A 17550-nucleotide genomic window follows, 5' to 3' on the forward strand; every position below is an offset into this window, starting at 1 on the left:
AAATAAACTATGGCAGACGAAAAAGAAAAACTCTTCTCAGGCTTTGCTCCGACCTCTACTGAGGACTGGATGAACAAGGTCACAGCCGACTTGAAAGGTGCTGATTTCGAGAAGAAGCTCGTTTGGAAAACAAACGAAGGATTTAAAGTGAAACCTTTCTATCGGATGGAAGATTTGGAAGGGTTAAAAACAACTGATGCGCTTCCTGGTGAATTCCCTTATTTAAGAGGTACAAAGAAAGACAATAACGAATGGTTAGTGCGTCAGGAAATTGAGGTTAAATGTCCAAAAGAAGCTAATGCAAAGGCTTTGGATATCTTAAACAGAGGGGTTGACTCTCTTTCTTTCCATATTAATGGTAAGGATCTGACTGCTGAACTACTTGAAACACTCTTGAATGATGTTCAAGCTGAGTGTGTGGAACTGAACTTCTCAACTTGTCAAGGACAAGTCGTGGATTTAGCGAACTTGTTGGTGGCTTATTTCCAAAAGAAGGATTACGATGCGAAGAAATTGAAGGGTTCTATCAATTATGACTTCTTCAATCGCATGTTGACTAAGGGAAGCGAAAAAGGCGATTTGGTACAAACTGCAAAAGCCTTGATCGATGCTGTTCAGTCTCTTCCTTATTACCGTGTGTTGAACGTGAATGCGTTGAGCTTAAACAATGCCGGTGCTTATATCTTCCAAGAGTTGGGTTATGCCTTGGCTTGGGGTAATGAATACATCAGTCAATTGGTTGAAGCGGGTATTCCTGCAGCAACTGTGGCTAAACGTATCAAGTTTAACTTTGGTATCAGCTCAAACTACTTCCTTGAAATTGCTAAATTCCGCGCTGCACGTTTGTTGTGGGCTAATATCGTGGCTTCTTATAACCCTGAATGCTTACGTGATTGTAGCAATAAGGGCGAGAATAATGAATGTCGTTGCTCAGCTAAGATGAAAATCCATGCAGAGACTTCTACTTTCAACTTGACTTTGTTCGATGCACACGTGAACTTGCTTCGTACACAGACTGAAGCGATGAGTGCTGCTCTTGGTGGTGTGGATTCAATGACGGTATCGCCATTCGATAAGACTTACCAGGATTCTGATGAATTCTCTGAACGTATGGCACGTAATCAACAGTTGCTGTTGAAAGAAGAGTCTCACTTTGATAAGGTGATCGACCCTGCTGCCGGTTCTTATTATATTGAAAACTTGACTGTAGCTATTGCACAACAAGCTTGGGAGTTGTTTATGGGAGTTGAAGAAGCTGGCGGATTCTATGCTGCATTGAAAGCCGGAACTGTTCAAACTGCGGTAAACGAAAGTAATAAAGCTCGTCATAAAGCAGTCGCTCAACGTCGTGAGGTGTTGTTGGGTACGAATCAATTCCCTAACTTCACAGAAAAAGCAGGAGCGAAGAAGCCTATTGATATGAATGTTAACTCAGCTGACTGTGCTAAGGAAGTTGAAACATTGGTGTTCGATCGTGCTGCTAGTGAATTCGAAGCTTTGCGTTTGCAAACAGAGGCATCAAGCCATCGTCCGAAAGCCTTTATGTTGACAATCGGTAACTTGGCTATGCGTCAGGCTCGTGCTCAGTATTCTTGTAACTTCTTGGCTTGTGCCGGTTATGAAGTGGTTGATAATCTTGGATTCGAAACGGTTGAAGCCGGAGTAGAAGCTGCAATGAAAGCTCAAGCTGACATCGTAGTGCTTTGTTCAAGCGACGATGAATATGCTGAATATGCTATCCCTGCATTCAAGGCTCTAAATGGTCGTGCAATGTTTATCGTTGCCGGTAATCCTGCATGTGCCGAAGAGTTGAAAGCTGTCGGTATTGAGCACTTCATTCATGTACGTGTTAGCGTATTGGAAACAATGAAAGCATTTAATGCTCAATTGTTGAAGTAATTCAATCGAATTTTATCAATCGTTAAATTGTAATTAGCAAGATGAGAAAAGATTTTAAAAACCTTGATATATTTGCCGCTTTTCAGCCTGTGAACGGTGCTGAATGGCAAAAGGCTAACGGTGTTTCGGCTAACTGGAAAACTCCGGAACATATTAATGTGAAGCCTATTTATACTAAAGAGGACTTGGAGGGTATGGAACACTTGAACTATGCCGCTGGTCTTCCTCCTTATTTGCGTGGCCCATACTCGGTGATGTATACACTTCGCCCATGGACGATCCGTCAGTATGCCGGATTCTCTACTGCGGAAGAATCGAATGCGTTCTATCGTCGTAACTTGGCTTCAGGACAAAAGGGATTGTCGGTTGCTTTCGACTTGGCTACTCACCGTGGATATGACCCTGATCATGACCGTGTAGTGGGTGATGTGGGTAAAGCTGGTGTGTCTATCTGTTCACTTGAAAATATGAAGGTCTTGTTCGATGGTATTCCTTTGAATAAGATGTCGGTTTCTATGACCATGAATGGTGCTGTGCTTCCGGTTATGGCGTTTTATATCAATGCCGGATTGGAACAAGGTGCTAAATTGGAAGAGATGGCCGGAACCATTCAGAATGATATCTTGAAAGAGTTCATGGTGCGTAATACTTATATTTATCCACCTGCTTTCTCTATGAAGATCATCTCTGACATCTTTGAGTATACTTCTCAAAAGATGCCTAAGTTTAACTCAATCTCTATTTCCGGTTATCATATGCAAGAAGCCGGCGCTACTGCTGATATTGAGCTAGCTTATACTTTGGCTGATGGTTTGGAATATCTTCGTGCCGGTGTGGCTGCAGGTATCGATATCGATGCGTTTGCTCCACGTCTATCGTTCTTCTGGGCGATCGGAACCAATCACTTTATGGAAATTGCTAAGATGCGTGCCGCTCGTATGTTGTGGTCGAAAATCGTGAAGCAGTTTAATCCTAAGAATCCGAAATCGTTGGCTTTGCGTACACACTCACAGACTTCTGGTTGGTCGTTGACTGAACAGGATCCGTTTAACAATGTGGGTCGTACTTGTATTGAAGCGATGGCTGCGGCATTAGGACATACTCAGTCTTTGCATACCAATGCGTTGGATGAAGCGATTGCATTGCCAACCGACTTCTCTGCTCGTATTGCTCGTAATACACAGATCTATATTCAAGAGGAAACAAACATTTGTAAGAATGTTGACCCATGGGGTGGTTCTTATTATGTAGAAACACTGACGAATGAGTTAGCTCATAAGGCTTGGGAACTTATCGAAGAGGTTGAGAAATTGGGTGGTATGGCTAAGGCTATCGAAACCGGTATTCCAAAAATGCGTATCGAAGAGGCTGCAGCTCGTACTCAGGCTCGTATCGATAGCGGTTCACAGACTATTGTTGGGGTGAACAAGTACCGCTTGGAGAAAGAAGATCCAATCGATATTCTTGAAGTGGATAATACTGCTGTTCGTAAAGAACAGATTGAGAACTTGACTCGTTTGAAAGAAGGACGTAATCAGGCTGAGGTGGATAAAGCATTGGCTGCTATTACTGAATGTGTGAAGACGGGTAAGGGTAACTTACTTGAGTTGGCTGTTGAGGCTGCTCATGTACGTGCAACTTTAGGTGAGATTTCTTTCGCTTGCGAACAAATCGTAGGCCGTTATAAAGCAGTAATTAGAACTATTTCAGGCGTGTATTCATCAGAAAGTAAAAATGATAGCGACTTCAACCGTGCATGTCAGTTGACAGAGAAGTTTGCTAAGAAAGAGGGTCGCCAACCGCGTATCATGATTGCCAAAATGGGACAGGATGGACACGACCGTGGTGCTAAAGTCGTTGCTACCGGATATGCTGACTGTGGCTTTGACGTGGATATGGGACCATTGTTCCAAACTCCTGCGGAAGCTGCTCGTGAAGCGGTAGAGAATGATGTTCACGTTGTGGGAGTTTCTTCTTTGGCTGCCGGTCACAAGACATTGGTTCCTCAAATTATTGAAGAGTTGAAGAAACTTGGCCGTGAAGATATCGTAGTTATTGCCGGTGGTGTAATCCCGGCGCAAGACTACGACTTCTTGTATAAGGCTGGTGTAGCTGCAATCTTTGGTCCTGGTACTCCGGTGGCTAAGGCAGCTTGTCAGATCCTAGAAATCTTGATGGACGAAGAATAAAAGAATCCTTTAAGTGTTAAAATAGAGGCGAGGTATTGAAAAATATCTCGCCTTTTTATTAAATAGTGTTATATAACATCTGTTTTTCTTTGGATAATTTGGAGATGACTCAAAACTCCGTATCTTTGCATTGTGTTTTTCATAGTATTAGATTTAAGGTTAACAAAGGTTGGAGTACAGCGGTACTCCTTTTTTTTTGCCTATAAGTCTCGTACTCTTCAATAGACTTCTCTGGAGTGGATCGAAAATAATGTACGACTCTACTTTCTTGCTTATCCCGTTTTTGTTACCTTTGCATGTTATAAAAATAAAACGAATGATAGTTTGTATTGCCGAGAAACCTTCTGTGGCACGAGATATCGCCGATGTATTGGGTGCTCGTACTAGAAAAGAAGGGTATATAGAAGGAAATGGGTATCAAGTGACTTGGACATTTGGTCATCTCTGTACATTGAAAGAACCTCATGAGTATACGCCTGCTTGGAAATCGTGGAGCTTAAGTAGCTTACCCATGATTCCTCCACGTTTTGGCATTAAGTTGATTGAAAACCCAACTTATGAGAAACAATTTCATGTGATTGAGAAATTGATGCAAGAGGCAGATGCTATTATTAATTGCGGTGATGCCGGGCAAGAAGGTGAGTTGATTCAGCGATGGGTGATGCAGAAGGCCGGTGCACGATGTCCGGTCAAACGACTTTGGATTTCTTCGTTGACTGAGGAGGCTATTAAAGAGGGATTCGAGAAGTTGAAAGATCAATCGGAATTCCAATCACTATACGAGGCTGGATTGTCAAGAGCCATTGGTGACTGGTTGCTAGGTATGAATGCCACTCGATTGTATACCATTAAATATGGGCAGAATAGACAGGTGCTGTCTATTGGTCGGGTGCAAACTCCGACCTTAGCTTTGATTGTGAATCGTCAATTGGAGATCGTTAATTTTCAACCGGAACCGTATTGGGAGTTGAAAACGGTCTATCGGGAGACTACTTTTTCGGTTACTAAAGGAAAGTTTACATCGAAGGAGGAGGGAGTTGCTTTTCTGGAAACGGTGAAGCAATCGGACTTTTTTGTCACCGATGTTTCGGCTAAGAAGGGGGTGGAATATGCTCCGCGTCTGTTCGACTTGACGTCATTGCAGGTGGAATGTAATAAGAAGTTTGCTTATTCGGCCGATGAGACCTTGAAAATCATACAATCGCTTTATGAGAAGAAGGTGGCAACTTATCCGCGTGTTGATACGACTTACCTCAGTGATGATATTTATCCTAAATGTCCGAACATCTTAAAAGGACTTCGTGATTATGAAGGGCTGACTGCTGTTTTAGCCGGGAAGAAATTGGCTAAATCGAAAAAGGTGTTCGATAATTCTAAGGTGACTGATCACCATGCTATCATTCCCACAGGAGTGTATCCACAGAATCTGACCGATCTTGAACGACGGGTCTTCGATTTGATTGCAAGACGTTTTATCGCTGTCTTTTATCCGGAATGTAAGATCTCAACAACGACTGTGTTGGGCGAGGTGGATAAAATTGAGTTTAAGGTGACCGGTAAGCAGATTGTCTATCCGGGTTGGCGTGTGGTGTTTGCTAAAGATCAAGTCGAGGAGAAAGAGGATAAAGAAGGAGATGAGGAACGGGTGTTGCCCGATTTTGTGATAGGCGAGAGTGGACCTCATGTGCCTGATTTGAATGAGAAATGGACACAACCACCTAAACCTTATACTGAGGCAACTTTACTTCGGGCCATGGAGACGGCAGGTAAGTTGGTCGATAATGATGAACTGCGTGATGCCTTGAAGGAAAATGGCATTGGACGACCATCTACCCGTGCTGCTATTATTGAAACGCTTTTTAAACGAAATTATATCCGTAAAGAGAGAAAGAATCTAGTGGCTACTCCGACGGGATTGGAGTTGATTCAGTTGATCCGTGAAGAACTTCTGAAATCGGCCGAACTCACCGGGATCTGGGAAAAGAAGTTGAGGGAAATTGAACGGAAAACCTACGATGCACGTCAGTTCCTAGAGGAATTGAAGCAGATGGTCAATGAAATTGTGATCAGTGTATTTTCGGATAACACCAATCGACGGGTGACGATACAAGAAGAATCTGTCTCTGATCAGAAGAAGGAGTCTAAAGAGGGCCAAAAAGAAAAAAAAACTAGGGCACCGCGTAAACGTGCTCCCAAAAAGGAAGAAGATAAAAAGGCGGTAGAACCTGCTGGTGTTGAGAAGAACGATCCAGCGGAACAAGTGCCAATCGCTCATACAGAGGTTGCTCCTCCTTCGGCGAATAGGACTGAATCTGTCAATCAAACAGAGGGAAAAGATATTATTCAGGATTCGGCATCGACCGGAACGCTTTTTGCTCCTCTTTCTAAAGAGCAGGTTTTTGAAGGAGCGGTTTGTCCGTTATGTGGAAAGGGGCATATTATTAAAGGGAAAACGGCTTTTGGCTGTTCTGAATGGAAAAATGGATGTGCTTTTAGACGTCCCTTCGAGTAAAAACCTTTTCTTCTGAATTTGAGCTAAAAATAAAAATTCCCATTTTCAACTGATACGAATCTGATCATGTTGAAAATGGGAATTTTATATTAAATAGCAACCTTTTATTTGCTGTATTCTTGGTGGAAGACTGTTACAGCTTCTATACCTCTGCGGAAGATGTCTAGAGGGAAATTCTCATTGGGTGAATGAATGGCATTCGATTCTAATCCAAATCCCATTAAGACGGTTTTAATACCGAGCACTTCTTCGAAAGTGGCAATGATTGGAATACTTCCTCCACGGCGTACGGCTAACGGGCGTTTTCCAAAGGCTGCTTCGAATCCTTTCTCTGCTGCCTGGTATGCCGGCAAGGTAATTGGACAGACATAGCCTTGTCCCCCATGCATCGGTTTAACTTTTACCTGAACGGTATCCGGAGCAATGCTATAGATATAGTCGGCAAATAATTTTGATATTTTTTCATGGTCTTGATGAGGAACTAGGCGACATGAAACTTTGGCATAGGCTTTTGACGGTAGAACCGTTTTCGAACCTTCTGCCGTGTAGCCTCCCCATATGCCACAAACGTCGAATGACGGACGGCAGCTGTTGCGCTCTAATGTGCTATATCCTTTTTCGCCAAATAAGGCTTTAACTCCAATGGCTGATTTGTATTTTTCTTCATCAAATGGAATGTTGGCAATCATTTCACGTTCTGTCGGAGAGACCTCTTCAACATCATCGTAGAAACCGTTAACTGTAATCCGACCGTCGGCATCAGTCACCCGACTAATCATCTGACAGAGGACATTAATAGGATTGGCTACTGCACCACCAAAGTGTCCTGAATGAAGATCACGATTTGGACCGGTAACCTCGATTTCCCAATAGGCCAGTCCGCGTAGACCAGTCGTTAATGAAGGGAGATCGGCTCCTAACATACTCGTATCCGAAACTAAAATCACATCGGCTTTAAGTAATTCCTTATGGGTTTCGCAGAAAGCTTGCAGACTCGGAGATCCGATTTCTTCTTCACCTTCAAAAATAAACTTAACGTTGTGTTTGAGTAGTCCGTTCTTAACGACATATTCAAAGGCCTTTGCTTGAATGAAAGCTTGTCCTTTATCATCATCAGCACCACGTGCCCAAATATGTTCGTCGCGAATTTCCGGTTCAAAAGGGTTACTTTTCCATAAATCCAATGGTGCGGCGGGCATTACGTCGTAATGAGCATACACGAGTACGGTCTTTGCATTGGGATCAATTGTCTTTTGAGCAAAGACAATCGGATTGCCTGCTGAAGGCATTACTTCGGCATGGTCTACACCGGCTTCTAGAAGAAGTTCTTTCCAACGCTCCGCGCAAGCTAGCATATCGTTGTGATGTTCGGGCAAAGCACTAACACTTGGAATGCGGATGAGGCTGAACAGATCCTCTAGCATTTTTTTCTCGTTGGTTGCAATATAGCTTTTAATGTCGTTCATGATAACAGATTTAATGCTGTAGCCCGACAAAGACTACAGCATGTGAATATAAGTTTTAGAATAGTTACGTTAGAATAATCGTGTGGTTTTATCGAGTAGATAAAAGTCGAGAATAGTCATGGCAGCCATAGCTTCGACGATAGGAACTGCACGTGGTAAGACACAAGGATCGTGACGGCCTCGAGCCTTCATCGTGGTGTCTACGCCATCAATGTTGACGGTTTCTTGCTCCATCAAAACAGTGGCAACAGGTTTGAATGCTACACGGAAATAGATATCTTGTCCGTTACTGATTCCCCCTTGTATTCCACCGGAGTGATTTGTTCGGGTTTCGATGCGTCCATGGTGGTTATAAAAGACATCATTTTGTTCCGATCCTTTCATCTTTAAGCCTTTAAATCCATCACCGTACTCAAAAGCTTTAGCCGCATTGATACTTAACATCGCATTGGATAATGCTGCATGTAGCTTTCCGAATACCGGTTCTCCCAATCCAATAGGACAACCTTTAATAACGCAAGTCAATACACCTCCGATGGTGTCACCTTCTCCTTTTATCTTATAGATCAGTTCCTCCATCTCTTGGGCTTTTTCTTGGTCAGGACAGCGAACTGGATTGCTTTCTATGGTAGACAAGTCGTAATCGGTGTAATGGCCATCGATCTTAATCGGACCCACTTGTGAGGTATAGGCGGTGATGCTAATACCTAGCTGTCTTAGAGCAAGTTTAGCTAATGCGCCGGCTACAACACGAGCAATTGTTTCACGAGCTGATGAACGGCCTCCTCCACGATGATCGCGAACGCCATATTTTACCGTATAGGTGTAATCGGCGTGTGATGGACGGTAGACATTTTTAAGATTGTTATAGTCGTTGGAATGTTGGTTCTTGTTCCAAACGATAAAACCGATGGGACATCCTGTCGATTTCCCTTCGAAAACGCCTGAAAGAAACTCAACTTCATCCGGCTCACGACGAGCTGTTGTGATGACGGACTGTCCCGGACGACGACGGTTTAACTCTTGTTGCACAAATGCTTCGTCAATGGCTATTCCGGAAGGAAAGCCGTCGATGACTCCCCCGATACCCTTACCATGTGACTCTCCGAAGCTTGTTAATCTGAAAATATGACCAAATGAATTAAACATAGTTGCAGCTTTTTATAGGTTTGTTTAAATGCAAATATAATAAACTTTTTGGTAGAATGTTGATATGTTTGGATTATATACAAAGATATCAAAACTTTCAATTTTATCATTAAAATCAGTCGAAAGGTTTATCTACTTGTATAAAGTATAACGTCCTAATGTTAATTTTGTTTTTTGGTTGCTCTATATTATTCTTTGAAAAAAGCGTGTTTATTTGATAAATAGATTTAATTTCACCGTTTGGCAGAATACTGAAAAAGCTTCTCTTATTAAAATTTTAAAAATGTAAAGATAAATTTTGGATATTTTGAAATAAATTGATTAATTTGCTTTGTTTTTTAAAATTATACAATATGAAAAAGAAGGTATTAAATGTTTTTTTCTTGACTTTAATGTCTTTACTCGTTTTTACAGGATGTAGTAAGGATGAAGAAGTTCTTCCTCTTGAGTCGGAGGTTGCCGGAACCTATAAAGGTTCATTGGATATTACTGTAGATGGTATTTCTATGGGAAATAATATTCCTAAGAATATCTCGATTACAAAATCTGCCGGAAATAAGGTGAATTTGGAACTGAAAGATTTTGTTTTTATGAATATCCCTTTGGGGACGATCACATTGTCGAACTGTGAGGTTAAACTCTCGGGAAAGACTTATTCTTTTGATGGAAATCAAACTTTAACGTCTTTACCTGAAGCGATTGGTGAGTGTCTTGTAGAGGCTGAAGGTACAATTGTTGGACAGGCAATTGCTCTCCGTTTGAATATTACGGTGAAAAAGCTGAATCAGAAAGTTTTAGTTGTTTATTCCGGAAATAAATTGTCTGGTAGTGAAAGTGCTGAAGCTAAGATTCTAAGTTTTACATTTGATAGTAATGTGGTCACTGAACAACCGACGATTGATGAAACGGCTGGAACGATTGTTTTTAAAGTGAGTTCGGATGCTACAGCAGAACAGTTAAAATTGACGCCGACGATTGCCATTTCAGATAAAGCTGTCATGATGCCTGCTACGGGCGTGACACAAGATTTTTCTAATAATAATAAAGTGACTTATACCGTTATTGCAGAAAATGGTACTGTGAAGGAGTATAAAGCTTTTATTGAAGGAACGAATACAGTGGCTTTCTATGATTTTGAAGAGTGGGGAACTTACGAAAGTGATGGCGTGAAATATTATGATTATCCGATGCCGAAAACGATTTGGGCTTCAAGTGCTGAAGGGGCAATGTTTCTAAGTTTTTATGGCATTCAGGGCACGCCGATTTATAAATCTGAGGATAAAAAGAATGGAAGTTTTGCAGTTAAAATGGTGACTATGGATACTAGCGAGTATGCTAATGCTTTAGTTCCTGCTATTACAGCCGGTTCTTTATATACCGGTGTTTTTGATTTAGCAGCAGCGATGACCGATCGTTTGTCTTCAACGAAATTCGGTTTAGCCTATACTCAAAAACCGTTATTTTTTAGAGGTTGGTATAAATACACTCCGGGAACTAAATATATTGATGGGTCTGATTACCAGAATATTAAGACGCTCGATCAAATAGACCAATGTGCTATTCAAGCTGTTTTATACAAAATCACCGATGATGCAGAAGTCTTGACCGGTCACGATTTGAATAATTCGGCTAAAAGAGTTGCTGTTGCCCAATTGGCTGACGGAACGGCTAAGGCTGAATACACTTATTTTGATATTCCTTTCACTTACTTAAATGGACAAAGTTATGAAGCTGGGGCAAAATATAAATTGGCTATCGTTTGTTCTTCAAGTAAAGATGGTGATACCTTTAAAGGTGCAGGCGGGAGTACGTTGTTAATCGACGATTTTTGTATTGTTGCTGAATAATCAGCTACCGTCTGAATAAAATAAATAACTCCGATCTCTATTCTTTTAGTGTAGAGACCGGAGTTTTCTTTATTGGTATCTTTCTTTATTGGAGTTTTGTGTTAGAATGCGTATCCAAATCCGAGAGTGAGATATATGGGATATAATGCAAATTTTACAGTATCAAAGTCCTTTTTGAAGATATCATTCAATCCCCAAGTTAAGTCAGCATGGACATTTAAGTGCTTAAACGCTCGCCACTCTCCACCGAGTTGCATACCCCATTGAAGTTTTCTTAGATTATCTGAGAAATCGTAAGTTGCAATACTTTCTCCTGTGAAATCTACGCGAGAGCCGGTTTCGTCAGGGGTGCGTAAATGTCCTTTATACACATGTCCGGAGAAATTTCCGTCAAGTAAGTAGGAGAGATAAGGTCCGGCAACAATTTTCCAACGTTTGCTCACTTTGTAGTTAGCTAGAATAGGAATGGTCAGATAGGAGTTCTTAACATCTGTTTTTACTCCACCGGTCCATAAACCTTCCAGTTCACCACCATTGGTATTAATGATTTTCATCCCATAATTTTTTACGGAGGCTTTAGTCGTCATGTTTTTATTCTCCAAACGAAGTCCTAAGGTGAGCCCCCATTGCTTTTTATCGTCGAACCATTTAGTGGCGTTTCCTTCAATGGAGGTTGCCAATCCCGGACTATAATGGTCTATTTCTCTAATTTCTCGAGGAAGAGGCAATGGTGAGGTTCCACCAATGCTGAGTCCGGCTTTAATGCTATACTCCCATCCATGGAGGTAAGACCATACGATGCCTTTTGTTCTGTCTTCTTGCGCTTGTGCGACCGAACAAAATAGGAACGCTATTAATAGAGTGCTAATGAGTCTAGATCTTTTCATCTGTTATTCTTTTTATTTTTCACAAACTAATTCCATTTCATCAATATATAAAGTACTGCCGACGGCTCCTTTAAAATGTGCCCCATCTGCACTTGAGGATAGTACGATTCCTAATTTGTATTTTCCATCTTTCAGCTTCTGCTGATCAATGGTTTTATTATTTACAGGTTCAAATGGGAGATCAAAGGCTATCCATTGATCCCCTTCGATAATGTCCTCCGGTTTTATTTGAGCTAATAAGACGATACTTTCTGAGGTTAAAGCATTTTCTCCGTTTAGCATGATGGTATTATCTTCAGCTTCGTACATCATCGCATAAATATCACAACGGTCTTTGACTCCGGCTTGTGCCTGTCCGTTCACACTATACATTGGTCCGGATTTGTATTTATAATAACCTTTCAAACGGGTTGGTATGTTGTAGAACTGATAACCGAATTTAGTTGATTTTAAAGGATTGGTCAATGCATTACCAAGGTCGAACGATCCAACAAATAGATTACCTGCGGCAATGTACATTTTCGCCATGGCGCCAAAGCTACCGGTGCTTCTTGTCTCTAACTTAAGCGCTTTTCCTTGATAGCCGTCCGCAACTTGTACGGTTGGATAATCCTCACGCGTTTGTGCCATTCCTGTGAGCTTGTAACCAGGGTTGCCTGTCGACCATTGTAATACCCGGCCTAAGTTTCGATCGAGTTCATAAAAAATGTCGTAAGGGGTATTAGTGGTGTTGAGCAAGGTTTCAAAGTGAAAGTTGAGTGGTAACTCTGTCGGAATGATCTGAACGGTATAAACAGGCTTAAATAGACCGTCTTCAGACGTTACCGTAAATTGTCTTGTGTGAGGAGCTTCACTGAAATCGTAACTCATCGGTGTGTCGCCCGGTTTATTCTCATTAACCTTTATCGATGATTCTTTTGCTAAGGTGAATCTTAACTCTTGTTTTGATAAATTCGCTCCTTTGTTGACGTAAATATTAATTTCCTTAGAATCGGCATTGATATTGGCTAATTGGACGTCTTTGCCATCGCATCTATCGATTGCTGCTTCTGAATTTAAAGCTTCTTCTTGTATACAGGCACTCGATAAGAAGAGTGAACAAGCATAAACCATCACTGTCTTGAAGTTCATATTTATTAAGTTTTAGATTAAAAATAAAGTATCAAATTTAAGACTTGCTGACAAAGTTAGTTTTCTTTTTTGAAAAATAGATTTAATTTGTGTGGATTTATAAATTCTTATGATGTGATGATAAAATGGTCTTGAGTATTGATCTAAAAAAGGCCTATAAATCCTATAGTTTCTAACGAAATTTCTTATTTTTGTAGCGATTTAAAATCCAATAATCGAATAACTTTATGACCTTATCTGAGAGAACTCAAATTTTAAATTTAGTGCGACAAGAAGTCATTCCTGCTATAGGTTGCACTGAGCCTATTGCCGTGGCGCTATGCGTAGCTAAAGCTACTGAATTATTAGGTACTATTCCTGACCGAATAACTGTTTTTTTAAGTGCAAACATTCTGAAAAATGCCATGGGAGTGGGAATCCCCGGAACCGATATGATAGGCTTGCCGATTGCGGTTGCTTTGGGGGCATTGGTCGGAAAATCGGAGTATCAACTTGAGGTCCTTAAAGATTTAACTCCCGACTTTGTCCAAAAGGGGAAGAACTATATTGATGAGAAACGCATATCAATTGCCTTGAAAGAGGATATTACTGAGAAATTATATATAGAAGTGAGTTGTTTCTCAGACTGTCAAGAATCTAAAGCAATTATTGCCGGTGGGCATACGAATTTTATCTATCTCTCTAAAGATAACCAGATTTTATTAAATAAAGAGCTCAAGATAAGTGAGGAAATTGAAGAAGAACCTTTGGAACTGACTCTGCGGAAGGTTTTTGACTTCGCGACGACAGCTCCTTTAGAAGAGATTGAATTCATCCTCGAAACCGCTAAAGTAAACAAATCAGCAGCCGAGAAATCATTTGAAGGAAATTATGGCCATTCGTTAGGCAAAATGCTTCGTGGAAGTTACGAACATAAAATTATGGGAGATAGTACGTTCTCTCACATCTTATCGTACACCTCTGGTGCTTGTGATGCTCGTATGGCTGGTGCTATGATTCCCGTCATGAGTAATTCCGGTAGTGGTAATCAAGGAATATCAGCGACACTGCCGGTGGTTATTTATGCCGAAGAAAACAATAAGTCGGAGGAAGAACTTATTCGGGCATTGATGATGAGTCATCTGACTGTGATTTATATTAAGCAAAGCCTTGGACGTCTTTCGGCCTTGTGTGGTTGTGTGGTTGCAGCTACCGGATCGAGCTGTGGTATCACTTGGTTGATGGGCGGAACTTATGAACAAGTTGCTTACGCGGTTCAGAATATGATTGCCAATCTAACCGGGATGATTTGCGATGGAGCAAAGCCTAGTTGTGCCTTAAAAGTAACGACCGGAGTCTCTACAGCTGTCCTGTCGGCTATGATGGCTATGGAAAATCGCTTTGTAACTTCTGTCGAAGGGATTATTGATGAAGATGTAGATCAAAGCATTCGTAACTTGACACGTATTGGGTCGACCGGAATGAACGAGACTGATAAAGTCGTTTTGGATATTATGACTCAAAAAGGTTGTTGATAAAAAGAATAAAAAAACAGGATTAAGATTTAACTTAACCCTGTTTTTTTATTCTTTTTATCTCATGTCAATTAGTGGCAACCACATCCGCCGCCGCAACCTTGGTCATCGCAACCATCATCGCAACAGCCGTCTTCACAACCGCCACCGCAGCTACCGCAACCACAACCATCATTACCACCTGTCATCATCTTGATAAGCTCTTGAATTTCTTCATTGGTAGCTAAACGATTTTCGATAACTTCACCGGCAAATGTCAAATCAGAACCTGCCAATGGGTGGTTAAGGTCAACCACAACAACGTCTTCTTTAATCTCAACAACCGAAGCATTAACACGTTGTCCGTCTGAAGTCATTAAAGGCACAACATTACCTTCTACAATATGTTCATGATCAAACTTACCTTCAATTTCAAAGACTTGCTTTGGTAAATCGATAACATGTGCTTCATCGTATTCGCCATAAGCATCTTTAGAAGCAATGGTGAATTCAAAAGAACCACCTTTTTCTAGGGGGGCTATTTCCTTTTCAAACGCATCAAGCGTTGTTCCTAATCCGGAGATGAACTGAAACGGGTGTTCAGCTTTTGCTTCTTCTACTAACTCTTTCACTCCATCTTCTGTTGTATACAATCTGTATGCAACGGTGATGTATTTGTTTTCTGCTGTTTCCATTTGATTTTTTTATTCTAAATTAAATGTGTCCGGTTATACCCCGGGCAACAAATATACGAATTATTTAATTTCCAAATTAATCTGTCTGTGTTATTTTCCTATTATTAAGATCTTTTGTTTATGTCGCTATACTCTTAGACTTACCATAATATATATAGAAGTAATAAAATGGATGTCTTTTACTCTGTTTTCTTACGATTTTAATTATTTCTTTTAATTTTTTATTCAAATTGTTTGCTTTTAATAAAAAACCGTTTACCTTTGCGGCATAACATCATAGAAACATTATGAACTCATATACATCAATTATTCTTGTGGTCCTGCATATTATTAGCATTCTGGTCATTATTCAAACCAAAGTGTGAGGGAGGTTGTTGTATATAGCATTGCATCATAAAAATAGATTTAGGCCTTTCTCACTGTGTTGAGAAAGGCTTTTTTTATAAAAGAATTTAGAATGAAAAAACAATTACGTAGTTTACATAGCACTCAAGGTCGAAGGATGGCAGGTGCTCGGGCATTGTGGATGGCTAATGGTATGAAACCTGAACAAATCGGCAAGCCTATTATTGCTATTGTTAACTCTTTCACCCAGTTTGTTCCCGGGCATGTCCATTTGCATCACATCGGTCAGTTTCTTAAATCAGAGATTGAAAAACGAGGTTGTTTTGCAGCTGAGTTTAATACGATTGCTATTGACGACGGGATTGCAATGGGACATGACGGTATGCTGTATTCTTTACCATCGCGCGATATCATTGCCGATAGTGTGGAATATATGGTGAATGCCCATAAAGCAGATGCGATGATTTGTATCAGTAACTGCGATAAAATTACACCGGGTATGTTAATGGCTGCGATGAGACTGAATATTCCTGCGGTTTTTGTTTCCGGAGGGCCGATGGAAGCCGGTGAGTGGAAAGGGCGTTCGTTAGATTTAGTGGATGCAATGGTCACTGCAGCCGACGATAGTGTTAGTGACGAAGAAGTTCGGGGCATTGAACAGCATGCGTGTCCCACTTGTGGCTCTTGTTCGGGGATGTTTACGGCCAATTCGATGAACTGCTTGAATGAAGCCATTGGAATGGCATTACCGGGTAATGGTACCATTGTGGCCACACATGAGAACCGAAAACAGTTGTTTCAAGAAGCGGCTCAACTGATTGTTGAGAATGCTTATAAATATTATCAAGACGGAGATGAATCTGTCCTTCCTCGATCGATTGCCACCCGGCAATCTTTTTTGAATGCTATGACGCTCGATATTGCTATGGGAGGGTCGACCAATACTATTCTCCATCTGTTGGCCATTGCCCATGAAGCAGAGGTCGACTTTACGATGAACGATATTGACGGACTGTCTCGTCGCACCCCTTGTCTGTGCAAGGTGGCTCCGAATTCTCCGAAGTATCACATTCAAGACGTTAACCGAGCAGGTGGAATCTTATCGATCATGGGTGAATTGGCTAAGGCTGATTTGATAGATACGGCTGTTCGTCGCGTTGACGGACTGACTTTAGGTGAAGCGATCGCTCGATACGGCATCCTTTCTACAACGATTGATGCCGAAAAGACCAAACGCTATCGAAGTGCACCCGGTCGCCGATTCAACTTAGAACTAGGTTCTCAGAACGCCTATTACGATACCCTCGATACTGATCGTGCAGAAGGTTGTATCCGCGATGTCGACCATGCGTATAGCAAAGACGGTGGATTGGCTATCTTAAAAGGTAACATTGCGCTGAATGGTTGCGTCGTAAAAACGGCGGGTGTGGATCAATCGATCTGGACGTTTACAGGTCCGGCTAAAGTTTTCGATTCGCAGGATGCTGCTTGTGAAGGCATCTTGAAAGGAACAGTCGAACGAGGCGATGTGGTGGTCATCACCCATGAAGGTCCCAAGGGCGGTCCCGGTATGCAAGAGATGTTATATCCCACCTCCTATATCAAGTCTCGTCATTTAGGTAAAGAGTGTGCCTTGATTACCGACGGACGATTTAGCGGCGGGACGTCCGGATTGAGTATCGGACATATTTCGCCGGAAGCTGCTGCCGGAGGATCTATAGGTAAAATTGTAGATGGTGATATCATTGAAATAAATATTCCTGAACGTACCATTAATGTGCGGCTGACCGATGAAGAACTTGCTAAACGCCCGATGCGAACAGTCACCCGACAACGCTCGGTTTCGAAAAGCTTAAAAGCTTATGCTGCTATGGTGAGTTCGGCCGATCAAGGAGCGATAAGACTAATCGATTAATTACTAGAGAGGTAAAGAGTAA

At 41.4% G+C, this 17550-nt stretch carries 11 protein-coding genes; 6 read left to right on the top strand and 5 right to left on the bottom strand.

Annotation, left to right across the window (positions count from 1 at the left end):
- Window positions 1-9 precede the first annotated feature (9 nt).
- The 3 genes from mutA to AC4PG5_RS13235 all read left to right on the top strand — a co-directional run bounded on the left by mutA (window position 10) and on the right by AC4PG5_RS13235 (window position 6600).
- Window positions 10-1899, top strand: coding sequence for a methylmalonyl-CoA mutase small subunit (gene mutA, locus AC4PG5_RS13225; RefSeq protein WP_492029325.1), 1890 nt, complete (start codon window positions 10-12; stop codon window positions 1897-1899).
- Window positions 1900-1940: 41 nt separating this feature from the next.
- The gene (gene scpA, locus AC4PG5_RS13230) at window positions 1941-4088 is read left to right on the top strand and encodes a methylmalonyl-CoA mutase (protein ID WP_492029326.1); all 2148 of its coding nucleotides are present in this window, start codon (window positions 1941-1943) and stop codon (window positions 4086-4088) included.
- A gap of 250 nt (window positions 4089-4338) precedes the next feature.
- The gene (locus tag AC4PG5_RS13235; RefSeq protein ID WP_492029327.1) at window positions 4339-6600 is read left to right on the top strand and encodes a DNA topoisomerase 3; all 2262 of its coding nucleotides are present in this window, start codon (window positions 4339-4341) and stop codon (window positions 6598-6600) included.
- A gap of 104 nt (window positions 6601-6704) precedes the next feature.
- On the opposite strand, the gene AC4PG5_RS13240 is transcribed toward AC4PG5_RS13235, so the two are convergent.
- Together AC4PG5_RS13240 and aroC are read right to left on the bottom strand one after the other, a co-directional pair.
- Complete coding sequence (locus AC4PG5_RS13240; RefSeq protein WP_492029328.1) at window positions 6705-8066, bottom strand: dipeptidase; 1362 nt, start codon at window positions 8064-8066, stop codon at window positions 6705-6707.
- A 69-nt stretch (window positions 8067-8135) separates the two neighbouring features.
- Window positions 8136-9215: a chorismate synthase gene (gene aroC / locus AC4PG5_RS13245; RefSeq protein WP_492029329.1), complete on the bottom strand. Its 1080-nt coding sequence runs from the start codon at window positions 9213-9215 to the stop codon at window positions 8136-8138.
- Window positions 9216-9568: 353 nt separating this feature from the next.
- Between aroC and AC4PG5_RS13250 the strand changes: the two genes are divergently transcribed.
- Window positions 9569-11062 carry a PCMD domain-containing protein gene (locus tag AC4PG5_RS13250; RefSeq protein WP_492029330.1) on the top strand — a complete coding sequence of 498 codons (1494 nt, stop codon included), beginning with the start codon at window positions 9569-9571 and terminating at the stop codon, window positions 11060-11062.
- Between the two features lie 101 nt (window positions 11063-11163).
- Here the strand turns inward: AC4PG5_RS13250 and AC4PG5_RS13255 are convergent, their stop codons facing one another.
- Together AC4PG5_RS13255 and AC4PG5_RS13260 are read right to left on the bottom strand one after the other, a co-directional pair.
- A complete protein-coding gene (locus AC4PG5_RS13255) occupies window positions 11164-11949 on the bottom strand; it encodes a porin family protein (RefSeq protein WP_492029331.1) in 786 nt (261 codons plus the stop codon).
- Between the two features lie 12 nt (window positions 11950-11961).
- Window positions 11962-13080: a PCMD domain-containing protein gene (locus AC4PG5_RS13260; protein ID WP_492029332.1), complete on the bottom strand. Its 1119-nt coding sequence runs from the start codon at window positions 13078-13080 to the stop codon at window positions 11962-11964.
- Between the two features lie 227 nt (window positions 13081-13307).
- Between AC4PG5_RS13260 and AC4PG5_RS13265 the strand changes: the two genes are divergently transcribed.
- On the top strand, window positions 13308-14594 hold the full coding sequence (locus AC4PG5_RS13265) for an L-cysteine desulfidase family protein (protein ID WP_492029333.1): 1287 nt from the start codon (window positions 13308-13310) through the stop codon (window positions 14592-14594).
- 71 nt (window positions 14595-14665) lie between these two features.
- Here AC4PG5_RS13265 and AC4PG5_RS13270 read toward each other — a convergent pair whose 3' ends face one another.
- Window positions 14666-15268, bottom strand: a complete 603-nt coding sequence (locus AC4PG5_RS13270; protein ID WP_492029334.1) for an FKBP-type peptidyl-prolyl cis-trans isomerase — start codon at window positions 15266-15268, stop codon at window positions 14666-14668.
- A gap of 457 nt (window positions 15269-15725) precedes the next feature.
- Here AC4PG5_RS13270 and ilvD point away from each other — a divergent pair, with 457 nt between their 5' ends.
- Window positions 15726-17528 (top strand): dihydroxy-acid dehydratase, encoded by a 1803-nt coding sequence (ilvD, locus tag AC4PG5_RS13275; RefSeq protein WP_492029335.1) that lies wholly within the window; start codon window positions 15726-15728, stop codon window positions 17526-17528.
- The last annotated feature ends 22 nt before the right edge of the window (window positions 17529-17550 follow it).

It is taken from the genome of Bacteroides sp. QWL-09, assembly GCF_058683585.1.